This window comes from Aeromonas caviae (assembly GCF_000819785.1).
Lineage (GTDB): Bacteria > Pseudomonadota > Gammaproteobacteria > Enterobacterales > Aeromonadaceae > Aeromonas > Aeromonas caviae.
This window is the reverse complement of the sequence record NZ_CDBK01000090.1, coordinates 56,080-74,894: the sequence shown is the minus strand read 5'-3', so window position 1 is coordinate 74,894 and position 18,815 is coordinate 56,080. Positions and strand designations below refer to the sequence as shown.

At 62.7% G+C, this 18,815-nt stretch carries 15 protein-coding genes; 5 read left to right on the top strand and 10 right to left on the bottom strand.

The window, feature by feature from the left end; genetic code table 11:
• Window positions 1-196 precede the first annotated feature (196 nt).
• The 3 genes from asnB (at window position 197) to BN1120_RS16250 (ending at window position 3,281) form a co-directional block, all read left to right on the top strand.
• Window positions 197-1,861 (top strand): asparagine synthase B, encoded by a 1,665-nt coding sequence (gene asnB, locus BN1120_RS16260; protein ID WP_042016980.1) that lies wholly within the window; start codon window positions 197-199, stop codon window positions 1,859-1,861.
• Window positions 1,862-2,028: 167 nt separating this feature from the next.
• The gene (locus tag BN1120_RS16255) at window positions 2,029-2,529 is read left to right on the top strand and encodes a thioredoxin family protein (protein ID WP_042016979.1); all 501 of its coding nucleotides are present in this window, start codon (window positions 2,029-2,031) and stop codon (window positions 2,527-2,529) included.
• A gap of 128 nt (window positions 2,530-2,657) precedes the next feature.
• Complete coding sequence (locus BN1120_RS16250) at window positions 2,658-3,281, top strand: glutathione S-transferase family protein (RefSeq protein WP_042016978.1); 624 nt, start codon at window positions 2,658-2,660, stop codon at window positions 3,279-3,281.
• Between the two features lie 72 nt (window positions 3,282-3,353).
• On the opposite strand, the gene maiA is transcribed toward BN1120_RS16250, so the two are convergent.
• From maiA to BN1120_RS16220, 6 genes are all read right to left on the bottom strand, one after another.
• On the bottom strand, window positions 3,354-3,992 hold the full coding sequence (gene maiA / locus BN1120_RS16245; RefSeq protein ID WP_010675120.1) for a maleylacetoacetate isomerase: 639 nt from the start codon (window positions 3,990-3,992) through the stop codon (window positions 3,354-3,356).
• A 69-nt stretch (window positions 3,993-4,061) separates the two neighbouring features.
• Complete coding sequence (locus tag BN1120_RS16240) at window positions 4,062-5,060, bottom strand: fumarylacetoacetate hydrolase family protein (protein WP_042016975.1); 999 nt, start codon at window positions 5,058-5,060, stop codon at window positions 4,062-4,064.
• A 10-nt stretch (window positions 5,061-5,070) separates the two neighbouring features.
• Window positions 5,071-6,219, bottom strand: a complete 1,149-nt coding sequence (locus BN1120_RS16235) for a homogentisate 1,2-dioxygenase (RefSeq protein WP_042016973.1) — start codon at window positions 6,217-6,219, stop codon at window positions 5,071-5,073.
• Complete coding sequence (hppD, locus tag BN1120_RS16230; RefSeq protein ID WP_041214989.1) at window positions 6,212-7,366, bottom strand: 4-hydroxyphenylpyruvate dioxygenase; 1,155 nt, start codon at window positions 7,364-7,366, stop codon at window positions 6,212-6,214. The genes BN1120_RS16235 and hppD overlap by 8 nt, the downstream gene beginning before the upstream one ends.
• Window positions 7,367-7,605: 239 nt before the next feature.
• Window positions 7,606-8,259: an HAD family hydrolase gene (locus BN1120_RS16225; protein ID WP_042016971.1), complete on the bottom strand. Its 654-nt coding sequence runs from the start codon at window positions 8,257-8,259 to the stop codon at window positions 7,606-7,608.
• The gene (locus BN1120_RS16220; protein WP_042016970.1) at window positions 8,256-8,900 is read right to left on the bottom strand and encodes a TIGR01621 family pseudouridine synthase; all 645 of its coding nucleotides are present in this window, start codon (window positions 8,898-8,900) and stop codon (window positions 8,256-8,258) included. Before BN1120_RS16220 ends, BN1120_RS16225 begins: the two co-directional genes overlap by 4 nt.
• 88 nt (window positions 8,901-8,988) lie before the next feature.
• Between BN1120_RS16220 and BN1120_RS16215 the strand changes: the two genes are divergently transcribed.
• Entirely contained in the window at window positions 8,989-10,581 is a 1,593-nt protein-coding gene (locus BN1120_RS16215; protein ID WP_042016967.1) for a GGDEF domain-containing protein, read from the top strand.
• A 103-nt stretch (window positions 10,582-10,684) separates the two neighbouring features.
• Here BN1120_RS16215 and BN1120_RS16210 read toward each other — a convergent pair whose 3' ends face one another.
• From BN1120_RS16210 to BN1120_RS16200, 3 genes are all read right to left on the bottom strand, one after another.
• On the bottom strand, window positions 10,685-12,238 hold the full coding sequence (locus BN1120_RS16210; RefSeq protein WP_042016964.1) for a methyl-accepting chemotaxis protein: 1,554 nt from the start codon (window positions 12,236-12,238) through the stop codon (window positions 10,685-10,687).
• A 121-nt stretch (window positions 12,239-12,359) separates the two neighbouring features.
• Window positions 12,360-14,018 (bottom strand): fatty acid--CoA ligase, encoded by a 1,659-nt coding sequence (locus tag BN1120_RS16205; RefSeq protein ID WP_042016959.1) that lies wholly within the window; start codon window positions 14,016-14,018, stop codon window positions 12,360-12,362.
• Window positions 14,019-14,077: 59 nt separating this feature from the next.
• Window positions 14,078-14,659 (bottom strand): RBBP9/YdeN family alpha/beta hydrolase, encoded by a 582-nt coding sequence (locus BN1120_RS16200; RefSeq protein WP_042016957.1) that lies wholly within the window; start codon window positions 14,657-14,659, stop codon window positions 14,078-14,080.
• Window positions 14,660-14,957: 298 nt separating this feature from the next.
• On the opposite strand from BN1120_RS16200, the gene BN1120_RS16195 reads away from it, so the two are divergent.
• Window positions 14,958-16,010 (top strand): AraC family transcriptional regulator, encoded by a 1,053-nt coding sequence (locus tag BN1120_RS16195; protein ID WP_042017046.1) that lies wholly within the window; start codon window positions 14,958-14,960, stop codon window positions 16,008-16,010.
• A 238-nt stretch (window positions 16,011-16,248) separates the two neighbouring features.
• Here BN1120_RS16195 and BN1120_RS16190 read toward each other — a convergent pair whose 3' ends face one another.
• The gene (locus BN1120_RS16190; protein ID WP_080768069.1) at window positions 16,249-18,783 is read right to left on the bottom strand and encodes an efflux RND transporter permease subunit; all 2,535 of its coding nucleotides are present in this window, start codon (window positions 18,781-18,783) and stop codon (window positions 16,249-16,251) included.
• Between the last annotated feature and the right edge of the window lie 32 nt (window positions 18,784-18,815).

The following is an 18,815-nucleotide window of genomic DNA, read 5'->3' as shown; positions in this document are numbered from 1 at the left end:
AACCCTGACCCTCTCTCTTCAGGCGGCCGGACGGCCGCCATCCTCTGGCGCAACTTGACGCTTACGGCATGATTTTCTGCGGTTTTCCCGCTTGCAAAAGGGTTTTCCGCTAGGCATTGTGATTGGCGAGGAATGTAAATGGAATTTCGAGCCCAAACGTGGGGGGCTCATATAAAAATCAAGAGGATTACCGCCAATGTGTTCTATTTTCGGCATTCTGGACATCAAGACCGACGCCACTGCCCTGCGCAAATCGGCCCTGGAGATGTCCAAGCGACTGCGTCACCGCGGGCCTGACTGGTCCGGCGTCTACAGCTCCGACAAGGCCATCCTGGTGCACGAGCGCCTGGCCATCGTCGATCCGGGCAACGGCGCACAGCCTCTCTACAACCCCGAGCGCACGCACGTATTGGCCGTCAACGGCGAGATCTACAACCACAAGGAGCTGGAGAAGAACCTCAAGGTCGACTTCCAGTTCCAGACCCACTCCGACTGTGAAGTGCTGCTGGCCCTCTACAAGGAGAAAGGCCCGGCGTTCCTGGACGAACTGAACGGCATCTTCGCCTTCATCCTCTATGACGCTGAGCAGGATGCCTACCTGATTGGTCGCGACCACATGGGGATCATCCCCCTCTATACCGGCCGCGACGAACACGGCAACTTCTACGTCGCCTCCGAGATGAAGGCGCTGGTGCCCGTGTGCAAGAGCGTCGAAACCTTCCCGCCGGGACACTACCTGTGGAGCAAGGATGGCGAGCTTAAAACTTGGTACAAACGGGACTGGATGGAATACGCGCCGGTCGAGCACAACGTCAGCGACAAGGCCGAGCTCAAAGCGGCCCTGGAAGCGGCGGTCAAGCGCCAGCTGATGTGCGACGTGCCCTATGGCGTGCTGCTCTCCGGTGGTCTGGACTCGTCCGTCATCTCCGCCATCACCAAGCTCTATGCCGCCCGCCGGGTGGAAGATGATGGCAAGAGCGAAGCCTGGTGGCCCCAGCTGCACTCCTTCGCCGTCGGCCTGGAAGGGTCGCCGGATCTCGCCGCCGCCCGCAAGGTGGCCGATCACCTCGGCACCATCCACCACCAGATCCACTTCACCGTGCAGGAAGGGCTGGATGCCCTGCGGGACGTCATCTATCACCTCGAGACCTATGACGTCACCACCATCCGCGCCTCCACGCCCATGTATCTGATGGCCCGCTACATCAAGGCGATGGGCATCAAGATGGTGCTGTCGGGAGAGGGCTCCGACGAGCTGTTCGGCGGCTACCTCTACTTCCACAAGGCCCCCAACGCCCGTGAGTTCCACGAGGAGAACGTGCGCAAGCTCGCCTCCCTGCATCTGTATGACTGCCTGCGGGCCAACAAGTCCATGGCCGCCTGGGGCGTGGAAGGCCGCGTGCCCTTCCTCGACAAGGAGTTCATGGACGTGGCGATGCGCCTCAATCCCGCCGACAAGATGTGCGGCAAGGGCAAGATCGAGAAGCACATTCTGCGGGAAGCCTTCGAGGATCTGCTGCCCCACGAAGTGGCGTGGCGCCAGAAGGAGCAGTTCTCCGACGGCGTAGGCTACTCCTGGATTGACAGCCTCAAAGCCATGGTCGAGGAAGAGGTGACGGATCAGATGTTCGAGGCCGCGGCGTTCCGCTTCCCCGTCAACACCCCGCTCACCAAGGAGGCGTACTACTACCGCGCCATCTTCGATGAGCACTTCCCGCTGGAGTCCGCCGCCCGCACCGTGCCCTACGGCAAGTCGGTCGCCTGCTCCACCCCGACCGCGCTCGAATGGGATGCCAAGTTCAAGGAGATGGCCGACCCGTCCGGTCGCGCCGTGATGGACGTCCACCAGCAGGGTTACTGATCGCCCCTGACCTGAATACAAAGCCCCTCTCGAGGGGCTTTGTTGTTTTCTGCCATTCCATTGCCGCTTTTTGCCTTCCCCTTCCCTGTTTGCGGCTTGGCGCAGGAAACGCCCCGTGTCACATTGTCTGCGCCTGGAAGCAAAGATAACGACACAAGGAAGAGACCATGAAACGACTGTTACTGCCCCTGATGCTGGGCACCCTCCTTTTCAATGGCGCCGCCTGCGCGGGCGACCACCTCTGGAGTCAGAGCCTGCCCGATTACAGCCAGGGTTATGACGAGACGCGGGATCCGGCCCGCGATCTCGCCGCCGCTACCGCCAAGGCCAGTGCCGAGGGCAAGAAAGTCCTGCTGCTGGTGGGGGGCGAATGGTGCAGCTGGTGCCAGGAGATGAACCGCTTTCTGGACCGGGAACCCGATCTCGCCGGCCAGCTCAACCGCACCTTCGTGGTGGTCAAGGTGAACGTCAGCGAGCAGAACAAGAATGAATCCTTCCTGAAAGCCTATCCCGAGTATCTGGGGGTCCCCCACTTCTACGTGCTGGATGCCAAGGGCAGGCTGCTCGAGTCCTTCAACACCGGGCTGCTGGAGAAGGGGAAGAGTTACGACGGTGAGAAACTCGGCAAATTTATCGCCTATTTCCAGCCCAGAACCACCCACGGCTGACTCGCCAGTCAATAAAACAGGGCCCCGCACGGTCAGTGACAGTGCAGGGCACTGATGGCTACGCAAACAGGGAAGTGGCATGTCTGCGACAAACAGGCCATCCATCACCCCGGACAAGGACGAAAAAGATGTTGCGAATACTGGGCAAGGCGTCGTCAATCAATGTGCGCAAGGTACTGTGGACCTGCGCCGAGCTGACCCTCCCGTTCGAGCTGGAGGAGTGGGGATCTGGCTTCAAACCCACGGACACCCCGGCGTTTCTGGCGCTCAACCCCAATGCCATGGTGCCCGTCATTCAGGATGAGGATTTTACGCTGTGGGAGTCGAACACCATCATCCGCTACCTGGCGACGCGCCATGGTGCCAATGCACTCTATCCCGCCGAGGCGAGAGCCAGGGCCAGGGTCGATCAATGGATTGACTGGCAGGCATCGGACTTGAACACCGCCTGGCGCTACGCCTTCCTGTCGCTGGTGAGGCGCTCCCCCCAGCATCAAGACCATCAGGCCCTTCACGCAGCTTGCCTGCAGTGGTCTCACTGCATGGAGATCCTGGAGAGACAGCTTCAAACAACCGGAGGATATGTGGCCGGTACGCACTTCTCGCTGGCAGACATTCCCATCGGGCTGTCAGTCAACCGCTGGCTGGAGACGCCCTATGATCGCCCGTCGCTACCCGCCGTGAATGACTACTACCAGCGACTGAAAGAGCGGCCGGGGTTTCGACGCTATGGGGCCAATGGCACGCCCTGAGGCGAGCAAGATAACCCGGGCAAGGAAAGAGACGGCAGACCGGGCCAACGCGCTGGCCCGGTCTGCACAGCTTCAGGGCTGGGCATCCGGCTGATTGGCGGGGGCAGCCTTGATAAAGGCCTGCAACTGCTCGCAGTTGGCGACGATGCGCGCAATGGTGGGGTAGTCATCCAGGGTCATGTCAAAGCGGCGGGCGTTGTAGACCTGGGGCACCAGCATGCAGTCCGCCAGGGTGACCTCGTTGCCCACGCAATAGATGCCGGCGGTGGTCATGAGAAGCTGCTCCAGCGCGGTAAAGGTCTCGTCTATCCAGTGGCGATACCAGGCATCCCGCGCCATCTTGCTCTGCCCCAACTCCTGCTCCAGGTAGTGCAGCACGCGCAGGTTGTTGAGGGGGTGGGTGTCACAGGCGATCATGTTGACTATCTGGCGCACCCGGGCACGTTCGATGGGGGCGGAGGGCATCAGGGGGTAGGCGGGATAGGTCTCGTCGAGGTACTCCATGATGGCCACCGACTGACCCAGATGCACGTCATCGTCCACGAGAAACGGCACCAGCCCCTGGGGATTGACCCGGCGGTAGGCCTTCTCCTTCTGCTCACCCTGCCGCAAGTTGACCGGGTGCTGCTCATAATCGAGCCCCTTGAGTTGCAGTACCAAACGCACGCGAAAGCTGGCCGATGAGCGCCAATATCCAAACAACTGCAGCATAGTGTGTCCCTGTGGTGGCAGGTGTCTGCCACCTGCCGTGTCGCCCGCCCCTCCAGGGGTCGGGCTCTCCTAGCTCGCCCGCTCGGCCGTTGCTTGCGTGACCCGCTGCAAAATGGTGCCAAACAGACTCATCCCGTTGCGATCCTGCATCGCGATGGACACTGTATCACCAAAGCGCAGAAAGGGTGTAGTGGCTTGACCTGACTCGATAATTTCCAGCATCCGCCGCTCGGCAAGGCAGGAGGATCCCCGGCTTCTGTCGTAGTTGGAGACGGTGCCCGAGCCGATGATGCAGCCCGCCCCGAGCGGCCTTGTCTTGGCGGCATGGGCAATCAGCTCATGGAAGGTGAAGGTCATGTCCACCCCGGCGTCGGGCTGCCCGAACAGGGCGCCGTTGAGGTGGGTCACCAGGGGCAGGTGGACCTTGCCATCGCGCCAGTCATCCCCCAGCTCGTCCGGGGTGATGGCCACCGGCGAGAAGCTGCTGGAGGGCTTGGACTGGAAGAAGCCGAAGCCCTTGGCAAGCTCCCCGGGAATGAGGTTGCGCAGGCTCACGTCGTTGACCAGCATCAAGAGCTTGATGTGGCTCGCCGCCCCCTGCGAACGGGTGCCCATGGGCACGTCGTCGGTGATGACGGCCACTTCCGACTCGAAGTCGATACCCCACTCCTCGGAGCCCATCACGATGGGGCCACGGGGCGGCAGGAAGCTGTCAGAGCCTCCCTGATACATCAGGGGATCGTGCCAGAAGCTTTCTGGCATGTCGGCGCCGCGCGCCTTGCGCACCAGCTCCACGTGATTGACGTAGGCACTGCCGTCAATCCACTGGTAGGCGCGAGGCAGCGGGGAGAGGCACGCCTCCTCATCGAAGGGGAAGGCGTCGGGGCAGGCGCCCTCGTTGAGTCGCTGATAAACCTTCGCCAATTGCGGCGCCACTTCGCCCCACTCGTCGAGGGCCGACTGCAGGGTCGGGGCAATGGTCGTCACGTGGACGGCGCGCGCCAGATCGCGGCTCACCACCACCAGGGCGCCGTCGCGCTTGCCATTGTTCAGGGTTGCCAGTTTCATATCGAATTCCTTATTTGCCGAGCGTCTCTGGACGCTGCCAACTGGTGATATAACCGGGGTGTTCGACCCCTTCGCAGATCGGGCCGACGACCAGGGCATCCCGGGTGTCGAGCATCACCGCCACCTCGTCGGTGAAGGTCTTGGCATGGGCCAGCCCCGCCGCAAAGGCCTTGGGATGGGGACCATGGGTGAAGCCGGCAGGGTGAAAGGTGACCATGCCCCGCTTGATGTTGTCCCGGCTGAAGAAGTCCCCGGCGTGGTAGAAGAGCACTTCGTCGAAGTCGTCGTTGCTGTGGTAGAAGGGCACCCGCAGGGCACCTGGGTCGCTCTCGATGGGACGCGGCACGAAGGTGCAGATGACAAAACGGCTCGCCACGAAGGTGGTGTGGGCCGAGGGAGGCAGGTGGTAGCGGTGGCTCATCAGCGGGCGGATATCCCGCCAGTTGAGGCGCACCACGCACAAGTCCCCGTGCCACCCTTGTGTATCCAGCGGGTTGAACGGCCAGGTGACGACCGAGACCTGATCGTGGCGCTTGATCTGCAGCGACCAGGGGTTTTCATCCTGCTGGGCCAGGAAGCGCTCGTTGATGGCGGGCACGTCCAGGGCCGCCGGATCGAAGATGGCGTGATTGCCCACCAGTCCCTTGTCCGGCAGCTGATAACTGTCTTCCGTCGCCTCGATCATCAGGATGAAGAGGGGCGCGGTGGGCTCGATGCGCCACATGGTGCCACGGGGGATCACCACATAGTCGCCATCTCTCAAGATGAGGTGCCCGTAGTCGCAATAGAACTCTCCGCTCCCCTCGTGAATGAACAGGAGCTCGTCGCCATCGGCGTTTCGCACCAGAAACGGCATGGGCTCATGCAGGCGCCAGATGCGGTAGCGGCAGTGGGGGTTGCTGAGAATATCCGGCATCACCCAGGGGGAGAGGGAGCTCACCTCCTCCTGCAGATCGTTCAAGTCAAACGCCCGTGGCCGAAGCGGCCCTTCCCAGTTGACCCAGTCGGTGGGAGCATGCTTGTGGTGCATGTGGGTGGCCGGACCGAAGAAGCCCGAGCGCCCCAGCTCGCGCTCATAGATGGCCTGCTCCGGCAGGTCGGCATGGGCCTGGCGGGAGTGGGTTCCCTCCCGATGGGGGAAGCTTATCCAGTTACGCATCGCTCGGTTCTCCGTTTTTCTGGCCCTGCGCGGCACTGTTCACCTCCCCTTGCGTGGATCCGTCCAGCACGCCACGGCGGATCTGATCCAGCTCGATGGATTCGAACAGTGCCTGGAAGTTGCCCTCACCAAAGCCCTCGTTGCCCTTGCGCTGGATGATCTCGAAGAACACGGGACCGATGACGGTGTCCGTGAAGATCTGCAGCAGGATGCCGTCCTTCGTCGGCGAGCCGTCGATGAGGATGCGCAGCTCTTTCAGCGCCGCCAGATCCTCCTGATGACCAGCGACCCGGCTGTCCACCTTCTCGTAGTAGGTGTCCGGCGTCGGCATGAAGCCGGTTCCCCGCCCTCTGAGCGTGCGGATGGTGTGATAGATGTCGGCAGAGGCGAGCGCGATGTGCTGGATCCCCTCCCCCTTGTACTGGCGCAGGTACTCCTCTATCTGGGACTTGTCGTCCGCCGACTCGTTGATGGGAATGCGAATTTTGCCGCAGGGGGCCGTCATGGCGCGCGAGTGCAGTCCGGTCAGCTTGCCCTCGATGTCGAAGTAGCGGATTTCCCGGAAGTTGCCGATCCGCTCGTAGAAATTCGACCAGAGGTTCATATTGCCGCGATGGACGTTGTGGGTCAGGTGGTCGATCTCATAGAGCCCTGCGTCCACCTCGGCCATGCGGGCCTGCCAGTCGGGGTAGAAGATAAAGTCCACGTCATAGATGGAGCCCCGCTCGCCATAGCGATCGACAAAGGAGAGGGTACTCTCGCCGATGCCGTAGATGGCGGGGATGTTGAGTTCCATGGGACCTATTTTGCCCACAAACGGCTTGGCCCCCTGGCCGATGGCGTACTGCTGGGCACGGCCGGCATCGCTCACCCGAAACGCCATGCCGCACACGCTCGGACCATGGGCCCGGGCAAACTCCTCCGCCTGGGAGTGGGGCTCGGCATTGACCACGAAGTTGATGTCCCCCTGGCGATAGAGCCAGCACTGCTTGTGCCTGTGCTTGGCCACTTCGGCAAAGCCCAGTGAGACGAACAGCGCCTTGAGGGCCGCAATGCCCTTGAGATCCGGCGCCGTGTACTCGACAAACTCGAACCCGTCGGTGCCAAGGGGGTTGATGGTGTGAGTACGGGAAGAGGGGGTGGTCATGATGCGCTCCTTGCGATGAACTGATAACGAAACGGTTCACGCCGCAAGGGCTCGACAGGCAGCCCGCACGGCATTGTTAACAACTTGTTTCATTAGAGTGGCAGGCGCAGGGAATGAGAAGGGGCGGCGTTCAGATAGTTTGGCGGGGATCCGCGCCAAAAAATGTAAATGAAATGTGACGTCACAGCCTCAACCTTGCACTGCGCTCGTTAGCGTCCCGCAAGGCTGTCAGCTTTGCCTTACAGCGACCAATAACGGGGTTCGATATGGGGCAGCACCGCCCTCGCTTTTAGCAATCGAGTCCTTTGCGGGTTGATGAGCCAGGCCTGCTCCCCCAACGCCAGCAGGGGCAGATCGTGCAAGCTGTCACTCAGGGTGAGTGCGGCCTCCAGGGTCAGGAGCTCGGGCAGCAGCTTGTGCCTGCCATGGCAATAGAAGCGCGGCACCAGGCCGCCGAAACGGTAACCCATCCGCGAGCCGATGATGCGGTGAGGGAGCCTTGGCAGTTGACGATGGATCTGGGCACGGACCAGGGCGCGGGGACTGGCGGAGATGACCCAGCAGCGGTACCCCTCCCCCGTCAAGAGGGCTCGCGCCTCCCGATACAGACCGGGCCGGGTCAGGCTGTACTGCCGTACCAGGGCGCGCCAGGCCAGGGGGGATAGCCCGAGGGTGATGGCCCACCAGATGAGTGCAATGCCGCGACTGCGCTGACCTGGCAGCAGATAGATCACGGCACCGAACGCCATCAGTGGCCACAGCAGCAGCGGCCAGAGACGGCGGCGCAAGATGAAACGCAGCAACCCCGCATGGCTGTCATCCGGCGCCAGGGTGTCATCGAAGTCGGCCAGGATCCAGCCGCGGGCTGGGACTCTCGCGGTTGCAGCGCTCATTCGGAGATCTCCGCGATGGCGGCATGCAACTCGGGCAGGAGGAACAGCGCCCCCTCATCGGGCGGACAGACGAGATCGAAGCTCTCACCTGCCAGGGTGAAGGCGAGGCGCCAGGCGTGCAGATAACCGCGATCCGCCGCCGTGCCGCCGTAACGCTCATCCCCGAGGATGGGGGCTCCCACGCTCTTCAAGGCCACCCGGATCTGGTGGGTCTTGCCGGTCCGGGGCTTGATGCGATAAAGGCGCAGCCCCTCGCGCACCGAAACGGAGTCGAACCAGCTGATGGCCGGGTTATCCTGGGTGCGGCTCAGCATCCAGCTGCCGCCTCGCCCTTTCTCCATGTCCCCCTTCACCCAGCCCTGCTTCTTCTTCGGCTTGCGATCGGAGAGGGCCAGATACTGCTTGCTCACTTCCCGCGCCGCGAAAGCCATGCTGAGGGCGCGATTCGCTTCGGGGGTGCGGGCCAGCAGCACCAGCCCAGAGGTCATCTTGTCCAGTCGATGGACCGGATAGAGGTCAAGACCGGTATCCATTCTGACCCGATTGACGAGACCCGGCTCGCCGGCATCATCGTGCATGCCAATGCCCGGACGCTTGTTGATCACCATGAAATCTTTGTGCTGCAATTGTATCCGGTACATGTATAACCCTTTAGAATGTTATTTGTTAACAACTTGAATGCAGGCCTGCAGGCCATCTTCATGGACCCTCAGCACAAGAATCGCACGAATGAAAAAATGCCTGTTTTGGCTGTTGTTGCTTGGCATCACTTGCTTCTCGCCCCTCCAGGCCAGTGAACGGACACGTGATCTGCCGGAGAAGGTGGTATTGCAGTTGCGCTGGCTGCATCAGCCCCAGTTTGTGGGCTATCACATGGCCAAGGCCAAGGGGTATTACGCCGACGCCGGTCTGGATGTCGAGATAAGGCCAGGTGGCAAGGGAATAAGTCCGGTTCAGGAGGTGCTGGCCGGACGCGCCGACTTTGGCGTCGGCAACACCGAGGTGCTGACCCACTACGCCCAGGGCAAGCCGCTGCTGGCGCTGGCCAGCGTCTACCAGCACTCTCCCTCCATCTTCCTGGCACGCCGCGACAGCGGCATTCTCACCGTTGCGGACATGCGTGGCAAACGGATCATGATGTTTCCGGGTCATCAGGATGCCGAACTGCTGGCCACCCTCTACTATCAGGGGCTTCACGAGCGCCAGCTCATCCCGGTACCCACCTCGGTCAACATCGACGATCTGATCGCCGGCCGAATAGACATCTTCAACGCCTATCTGAGCAATGAGCCCTTCTATCTGGAAGAGCGCGGCATCTCGGTGTCCGTCATCAACCCTCGCAACTACGGCATCGATTTCTACAGCGACATTCTCTTCACCACCCAGGCACAGGAGCGGCTCAATCCGGAGCGGGTAGCACGTTTTCGTGCAGCCAGCCTCAAGGGATGGCGCTATGCCCTCACCCACCCCGAGGAAGCCATCGCACTGCTGCGCACGGAGTATGGCGTCAACCGCAGCCAGGCCCACATGGAATACGAGTTGCAGATGAGCAAGGAGATGATCCAGCCGCTCTATGTGGAGATCGGGTATATGAATCCGGATCGCTTCGCTCACATCATGCAGCAGCTGGTGGAGATAGGCCTCCTTGCCAAACCGGTCTCCCTGACCCGTTTCCTCTATCAGGTCCCCTCAGAACAGTGGATCTTCTGGCGCCCCTGGTTCCTGCTGAGCCTGGGTGTTGGTGGTCTCATCCTGCTGCTCTCCCTCTATCTTCTGATGAGCAACAAGCGGCTCAACCAGGAAGTGGCCCTGCGCAAGCAGCGAGAGCAGGAGATACTGCAACTGGCCCGCCTCGATCCCCTTACCGGGCTGCCCAATCGCCTGAGCCTGATGGAGCAGTTGAAACACCAGGTACAAAGCGACAATCCGGGCTGCCTGCTGTTTTGCGATCTCAATGACTTCAAGCGCATCAACGACAACTTCGGCCACAGCCAGGGGGATGCCATCCTCTGCCAGCTGGCCCGACGGATCCACGACGCCATCGGCCACCAGTGCTATTTTGCCCGCTTGGCGGGGGACGAGTTCATCCTGCTGCTGCCTGGCTACGATATCCGTCAGGCAGAGGAGGTCACCGCCGTGATCCGCCAGGCCATGCAGGCCCCCTTCGTGGTCAATGACCAGCCGATGCAGGTGGGCATCAGCATCGGCGTCAGCCACTACCAGCATGACTGGAGCCCGGAGCAGTGGCTCATTCAGGCCGACAGGGCCATGTATTGTGACAAGGGTGGCCGCGTCATCGCGCTGGCGGAGCAGCCCGGCTGACTGGCTCATCTCCCGGTACACAGAGCCGATACCCCCATGAAACCGATAAACAGGAAGGCCACCCCAGGGGTGGCCTTCCTGCATTGCATGAGTCTGACCGCTCTTACCCGAAGGTCTGCCCCAGGGATTTGAGCTGGCGAGCCTTGGTGAGCAGGATGTCGCTCGAGGCATCCATGTCCTGCATCTTGTTGCTGTTGGTGTGGGAGTGCTGGGAGATGGCGTTGACGTTGCGGCTGATGTCCTCCACCACCGCCTGCTGCTCCTCTGCCGCCGTCGAGATCTGGGCCGAGAGGTCCACCACCCGTTCTATTTCCGCCAGTACCTGATGCAGGCTCTCTGATCCCTGGCGGGTCAGGGTCACGCAGGATTGGGTCTGTTGCAGGTTCTGCTGCATCATGCCCTTCCAGCCGTTCAGAGTACGCTGGATCTGGCCTATGCTGCTCTGGATCTGCTCGGTCGCCTTGTGGGTGCGCGTGGAGAGGGTTCGCACCTCGTCCGCCACCACCGCAAAGCCTCGCCCCTGCTCCCCTGCCCGCGCAGCCTCGATGGCGGCGTTGAGCGCCAGCAGATTGGTCTGATCCGCAATGCCCTGGATCTCGCTCATCAGCACACCGATGCGGTCCGACTCCTCCGCCAGTGCCACGGCGGCCGTGAAGGCATGCTCTGCCTGGGTGGCCAGCTCCGTCACCCTGTGCTGGGTATCTTCCAACTGCTGGTCGGTGTGTTGGCAGTGCGCCTTGGCCTGAGCTATCTGGTTGTCCGTCTCCAGGATATTGCGGGCAATCTCGTGGGCTGTCGCCGCCATCTCGGTGATGGCCGTCGCCACCTGCTGGGTCTGGACATCCTGTTCGGCGATGTCGGCGCTCGCCTCGCTGGAGGCTGTTTTCAGATGCACCGCGAGATCCTGCAGGGAGAGGGTCGCATCGTCCACTCGTCCAAGGACGGTGCGGATCCTGGCCTGCAACAGCTTGATGTGGAAGTCTGCAATGGCACTGGCATCCTCCCCCGAATAGATGAGCCGGGTCAGGCTGTCATATTCGTCCGCGAGCTGTCGCAGATAACGGGGGGTAGTGATGAGGGTGTCACGATAGATCAGGGCCAGCCACAAGAGAGGCAACAGGGTGAACAGCGGCCCCCAGGGCCCCATCAGATAGGCCCCCCCCGCCAGCAGCAGCAAGACACCGACGATGGCCAGCCCGTGGCGCATCGGGCGCAGGCTCAATCCGCCCTTTCGCTCCCCCCGCTCCACGCTCTTCAATCTGGCATAGGTGCGCCCGGCCACGGCTTTCATCTCCGGCGCGGCGCGACTGCGGACCGACTGGTAGCCATTGATCCGCCCCTGCTCGAAGATGGGGGTGACATAGGCATCCACCCAATAGTAACGCCCATCCTTGCAGCGGTTTTTCACCATGCCGCGCCAGGGTTTGCCCTGCTTGAGCTTGCCCCAGAGGTCAGCAAAGGCGGCCTTGGGCATGTCCGGGTGGCGAACCATGTTGTGGTGCTGGCCGATGAGCTCGGCCCGGCTGTACCCCGCTACCCGGCAGAAGTGATCATTGGCGTAGGTGATCACACCTTGCAGGTCCGTAGTGGAGACCAGCTGTTCATTGGCAGGAAAATCCACCTCTTCGTCGATGAGATGAACCTGGCTTTTCTTCATGGCGCACACCCCTTGTTTGATAACTCAGTTATCGTAGTCAAGCCATGGCAGCCCGGCCAACAAGGCCCCTCAGACAGTGGGGATGACTGAGAGGCCGTCCTCTGGATCTATGACGGCGCCCTCAGTTCTCCACCGCCGGATGGCACTCGCGCTCCCGGATCAGCTTCTTGTTCACCTTGCCGACACTGGTCTTGGGGATCTCCTGCACTATGCGGATCTGGCGCGGAATGGCCCAGCGATTGATGCGACCACTGTCGACGAACCCCTGCAGGTGCGCCTTGATGGCCTGGGGATCCAGGTTCGTCCCCTCCTTGCCGACCACCAGGGCCAACGGGCGCTCCCCCCACTGCTCGTCCGGCACCCCCACTACGGCCACCGAATGCACCCCGCAATGGGCGCTGATGAGGCTCTCCAGCGCCAGCGAGCTTATCCACTCGCCACCTGTCTTGATCACGTCCTTGATGCGGTCCTTGATCTCCACCGTGCCGTCCGGGGTGATGGAGGCCACGTCCCCGGTGTGCAGCCAGCCGCCATCCCACAGCTCAGCCCCCTTGGCGGGCTCCTTCAGGTAGCCCTGGGCCAGCCAGGGGGCGCGCACCACTATCTCCCCCATGGCCTCACCGTCGTGGGGCAGATCCTTGCCCTCGGTATCGACGATGCGCAAGTCCACCAGGCCGATGGGCTTTCCGGTCTTGATCCGCAGCGGCAGTTGCTCCGCCATGGGCAGCGCCAGCTCCTCGGGAGCGAGGTGCACCACGCACAACAGCGGGCAGGTCTCCGACATGCCGTAGCCGGCGTGCACCCGTATCCCCTTCTGGCTCGCCTGGGTCGCCAGCCCGAGCGGCAGCGCACTGCCTCCCAGCAGCATCTTCCAGCCCTCGAACGAGGTCTGCCTGGCCTCCTCGCAGTCCAGGATCATCTGCAATATGGTCGGCACGCAGTGGGAGAAGCTCACCCCTTCGTCGCGATAGAGCTTGACCAGCTTGTTCGGCTCGTAGCGCCCCGGGTAGACCTGCTTCACCCCCAGCATGGTCGCCACATAGGGGACGCCCCAGGCATGGACGTGGAACATGGGTGTGATGGGCATGTAGACGTCGTCGGAGCAGAGCAGCGACTGGCCCGCATGGGCCGCCAGGGTGCCCAGCTCGTTGAGGGTGTGCAGCACCAGCTGGCGGTGACTGAAGTAGACCCCTTTGGGATCCCCGGTGGTGCCCGTGGTGTAGAACAGGGTCGCCACCGAATATTCGTCGAAGTCGGGGAAGTCGAACTGGTCGTCCGCCCCGGCCAGCAGCGTCTCGTACTCCCCGAGCAGGGGCAAACCGGTAGAGGGCGACTCCCCATCGGTCAGCCGGATGTAACCGCGCACCGTGGGCAGCTTCTCCTGAATGGAGTCCATCATGGGCAGGAAGTCGTCATGAACCAGCACCAGGTGATCCTCGGCGTGGTGCATGGTGAAGGCGATCTGCTCCGGCGACAGGCGCACATTCACCGTGTGCAGCACGGCGCCTATCATGGGTACCGCGAAGAAGCACTCGAGGGAGCGGTGGCTGTCCCAGTCCAGCAGGGCCACCGTGTCCCCCGGTCCAATGCCCGAGGCGGTCAACAGGTTGGCGAGGCGGTGGATGCGCTGATTGAGGGTGCGGTAGTCGTAGCGCAGCCGATCTGCGTAGACGATCTCCCGGCCCGGGTGATGGCGCACCCCGGACAACAGCAGGCTCTTGATCAGCAAGGGATAAGCATGGGCTCCCTGGGCTGGCGGTATGATCCTTGTCTTCACCATACGGACTCCTTCCGATTCGTGTTTGGGCGCAGGGGAGCCGTCTCCCCTCGCCATCTGAGTTAGCGGGCGTCGAGACGCCCGAGCAAGGCCTCGGCCTCTGGCCAGGGGCCAAATCCGCTCGCCGGATTGAGGTGTCCCACCGCCCCGGCATCCACCAGCTCGCTCCCCCACTCCCCGGCCAGGGCTCGCACCGCCGCAGTGCTCGCCAGGGGATCGTTGTGGCTCAGCACTACCAGACTCGGGAACGGCAGCGTCATACGGGGCAAGGGGTGCCAACCACCGGCCGCCATGGCCTCCTTGCTGGGATAGTGGGACGGCCAGTCGGCATCCAGATCCGGTGGCGTCACCAGCAGGGCGCCCTTTATCCTGTGCTGACTGACAGCGCCGTACTGGGCAGCCCAGTGGGCCACCATCAGCACCCCGGCGCTGTGGGCCACCAGGATCACCGGGCCCTCGATGGCGGCGAGCGCCGCCTCGATGGCCTCGACCCTGGCCTGGCAGTTGAGCTTGTCCGAGGCGAGCGGTGGCACCGTCACCACCTTGTCAAGCCTCTCGGCGAGCAGGGTCTGCCAGTGATCCGCCACGTGTTCACGCAGGCCGGGCACGATCAATACGGTGGCCTCGGGCTGACATTCCTTCATGTATCTTCCCCTGTTCAGGCGCTCCGGCGACGGCCGGATGACATCGTGACCACAGTAAGGTGCCGGGCCCCCGGCTGCTTTACCTTGGATGCCATGAAGTTGTCTTTTTGCGACAGAGACTCGGCCGGACAAGGCGGTGATCGCTGGGCCTGGATGCCATCGGAAGCGGACTGTGAGCGAGCTCACCCCCTGAGATCTGCGACTAACAGATAGGTTAATAAGCCTTCCCATGATGTAGCCAAAATGATAATAAATAGTTAACAACCAGCAGATGAGCTGTCGCCATGGGAACTGCATCATGACCCTTCTTGCCAGAGCCGCTACCCTCACCAACTACCTCGATGTCGCCCGCCAACTGGGCCTCAATACCCCCCACCTGTTGTCGCAAGCCGGCCTCAGTGCCTCCATTCTGGATGTGCCCAATCAGCGCATCCCGGTCTCCACCATCATCAACTTGCTGGAGCTCACCGCCCGCACCGGCGACTGCCAGAGCCTGGGGCTGCGCATGGCGGAGCATCGCCAGCTGTCGGACTTTGGCGAGGTGAGCCTGCTGCTGAGCTATCAGCCCAACCTGCGCGAGGGCTTGCAGGTGATGGTGCAATACATCCATCTGTTCAATAACGCCCTGGCCATCTTCATCGAGGAGGCGGGCAAGGCGGTGATCATTCGCGAGGAGATCATCACCGACGCCCCCATGCCCTCGCGCCAGGCCACCGAGCTTGCTGTCGGCGTCATGTATCGCTTCTGCGCGGCCCAGGTCGGGGTCGGGGCGAACTGGCATCCCATCAGCGTCAACTTCACCCATGACGCGCCGGCGGATCTCTCCATCCACAAGCGGCTGTTCGGCTGCAAGCTGGAATTTGGCAGCGAGTTCAACGGCATCGTCTGTCAGTCAGCGGATCTGGACATCCCCAACCCCCTGGCCAACCAGGCCATGGCCCGCCATGCGCGCCAGTACCTCGACACCCTGCTGGTGGAGACCCAGCAATCCCTGATGACTGACGTGCGCAAGGCCATCTACCTGCTGCTGCCCATGGGGCGCGCCACCATAGAGCAAATAGCCCGCACCCTGGGCATGAACGTGCGCACCCTGCAGCGCCATCTGGAGGAGAGCGGTGCCACCTTCAGCGAGCTGGTCAACGACGTGCGCCGGGATCTGGTGATGCGTTATCTGCAAAACTCCGGCTATTCGCTGGGCCACATCGCCGACATGCTGGGTTACTCCATGCCGAGCTCATTCACCCGCTGGTTCAACGCCCAGTTCGGCATGCCGCCCGCCACCTGGCGCTTCCGCCACAAGGGCTTGCCCAAGGTGACCCAGAGCGCGCACACCAGCCTTGCCTACGGCTAGACCCCATTCCTTCGCCAGACGTTGAGTTAAAGAGGGAGGCTGCGGCCTCCCTCTTTGCATTCCGCTCTCCATCATGTGGGGCACTCGCCATCGACAGCGAAACGAGTGGGATGCCATGAAAGCCAGCAGCGCGACACTCCCGCATCACTTTGCCATCCAACCCGGCCCCTCAACAGATCACGCCAAAAAAGAAGAGGGAGGCTTGTCGCCTCCCTCTTCACATCTCGGCTTGCCGCCCCTAGCGGACATCAGCCGGCAGCTGTTCCGCCTTCATCCTCCCCTGGGGCGCGGAGGCGTCGACGCTCGCACGGGGCGCAGCAGCCTTCTCAACGGCTTCGGCCAGAGCGGGCTGGGTGCCGCGCAGCAGGAAGTAGGAGAGTGCCGGCACCCCTATCAGGGCCCCCAGCATGTTCCACAGGAACATGAAGGTGAGCAGTATGCCCATGTCGGCCTGGAACTTGATGGGGGACCAGACCCAGCCCACCACGCCGGCGGCCAGGGTGATGCCCACCAGCCCCACCACCCGGCCGGTGAAGGCCACGGCCTGGCGATAGGACTCCACCAGCGACATGCCCTGGCGTTGATGGTGCAACTGCACGCTCAGCAGGTAGAGCGCGTAGTCCACCCCGATGCCGACCCCGAGCGCAATCACCGGCAGGGTCGCCACCTTGACGCCTATCCCCATGAAGACCATCAGCGCCTCGCACAGCACAGAGGTGAGCATCAGCGGCACCAGGGCCACCACGGTCGCCCGCCAGCTGCGGAAGGTGATGAGGCAGAAGACGGTCACCGCCAGGTAGACGTAGAGCAGCATGGTGCGGTTCGCCTCGTGCACCACCAGGTTGGTGGCCGCCTCGATGCCCGCCGAGCCCGCGGCCAGCAGGAACTGGCGATCCGGCGACGAGTTCTCCCGGGCAAACCGCTCGGCGATGGCCACCACGCCGCTCAGGGTCTCGGCCTTGTGATCCCTCAGGTAGGCGATCACCGGCATCAGGGAGCAGTCGGTGTTGAACAGCTCGGGGCTGTTGACCGAGGCCTGCTGGGCCGCGTAGTTCAACACGTTCTGGTTGCGCTGGATGCTGGCGAGCCTGGGGTTGCCCTCATAGGTGCCGGCGGTGATCTGGCGCACCGCATTGACCAGGGAGCTGGTGGCCTGCACCCCGGGATGCTGCTGCAGCTCCCAGCCCAGGCGATCCGCCAGGATCAGGGTCTGGTAATTGAGACACCCCTCCGGCGCCGTCTTGATCATCACCGCGAACAGATCGCTCGAGAGCGCATAGTGGCTGGTGATGTAGCCGTTGTCCTTGTTGTAGCGCGAATCGGCGCGCAGCTCGGGTGCGCCGCTGTCCAGATCGCCAATCTTGAGGTGCAGGCTGACCAGGTAGCCGCCGATCCCCATGGCCAGGCCCAGCAGCACCACAAAGGTGGCCCACTTGCGCTCGGTGCAGCGGTCCAGCAGCGTCCAGAGCCTGCCGAAGCCCTGGTTGGCGGCGGCGTTATTTTCAATGGCCAGCGCCCGCTCGGCCGCCTTGTGGCCCACTCCCACATAGGAGAGCGCCACCGGCATCAACAGCAGGGAGGTGAAGATGAGCACCGCCACCCCGATGCTGGCGGTGATGGCGAGATCCTGAATGACCGGGATGTCGATCAGCATCAGCACCGCGAAGCCCACCGCATCGGCGAGCAGCGCCGTGACTCCGGCCAGGAACAGCCGGCGGAAGGTGTAGCGCGCGGCGATCAGGCGATGGGTGCCGCGGGCGATGTCCTGCATGATGCCGTTCATCTTCTGGGCCGCGTGGGAGACCCCGATGGCGAAGATGAGGAAGGGCACCAGCACCGAATAGGGATCGATGGCGTAGCCGAGCCAGGCGACGAGGCCGAGCTGCCACACCACGGCGATCAGCGAGCAACCCACCACCAGCAGGGTGCTGCGCACGCAGCGGGTGTAGAGGAAGATGATGAGAAGCGAGGTCGCCACCGCCAGGGCGAAGAACATGATCACCTGAATGAGGCCATCGATGAGATCGCCGACCAGCTTGGCAAAACCGATGACCCGGATCTTGTACTGACCCGTCCCCTCCTCTCCCGCCTTGTGGGGCTTGCCGTCGAACTCGATCTGGCTGCGCAACTTCTCGATGCGCTGGGAGAACTCGTGATAGTTGAGGGGCTTGCCGGTGGCCGATGCCTTGTCAAGCAGGGGCACGATCAGCATGGTGGATTTAAAATCGCTCGCCACCAGGCTGCCGACGATACCGGCCCGGTTGATGTTCTGGCGCAACTGCTCGATGTCGGCGGGCTTGCCCTGATAGGCGTCCGGCATCACGGGGCCGCCCTGGAAGCCCTCCTCGGTCACCTCGGTCCAGCGCACCGCCGGACTCCAGAGGGACTTCATCCAGGCGCGGTCCACCCCCTCGGTGAGGAACAGCTCGTCATTGACCCGCTTGAGCACGCCAAGATAGCCGGGATCGAAGATGTCCCCTTGGGTGTTCTCCACCACCACCCGCACCGAGTTGCCGAGGCCACGCAGGGACTGGCGGTTCTCCAGGAAGTTTTTGATGTAGGGCTGGCTCTGGGGGATCATCTTCTCGAAGCTGGGCGCCAACGCCAGGCGAGTCGTCGCCATGTAGCCAAACACCAGGGTCGCCAGCGTCATCACTAGCATGAACAGCGCTCTGTGGTTGAACACCAGCCGCTCCAGCAGGTTGCCGGAGCGCCTGTCGAACTGCGCCAGCTCGCGGATCACCGGCATCGCATCTTGCTTCACATGGCCCATGTCTGGATCCTCGTTATCGTTATTGGGCCGTC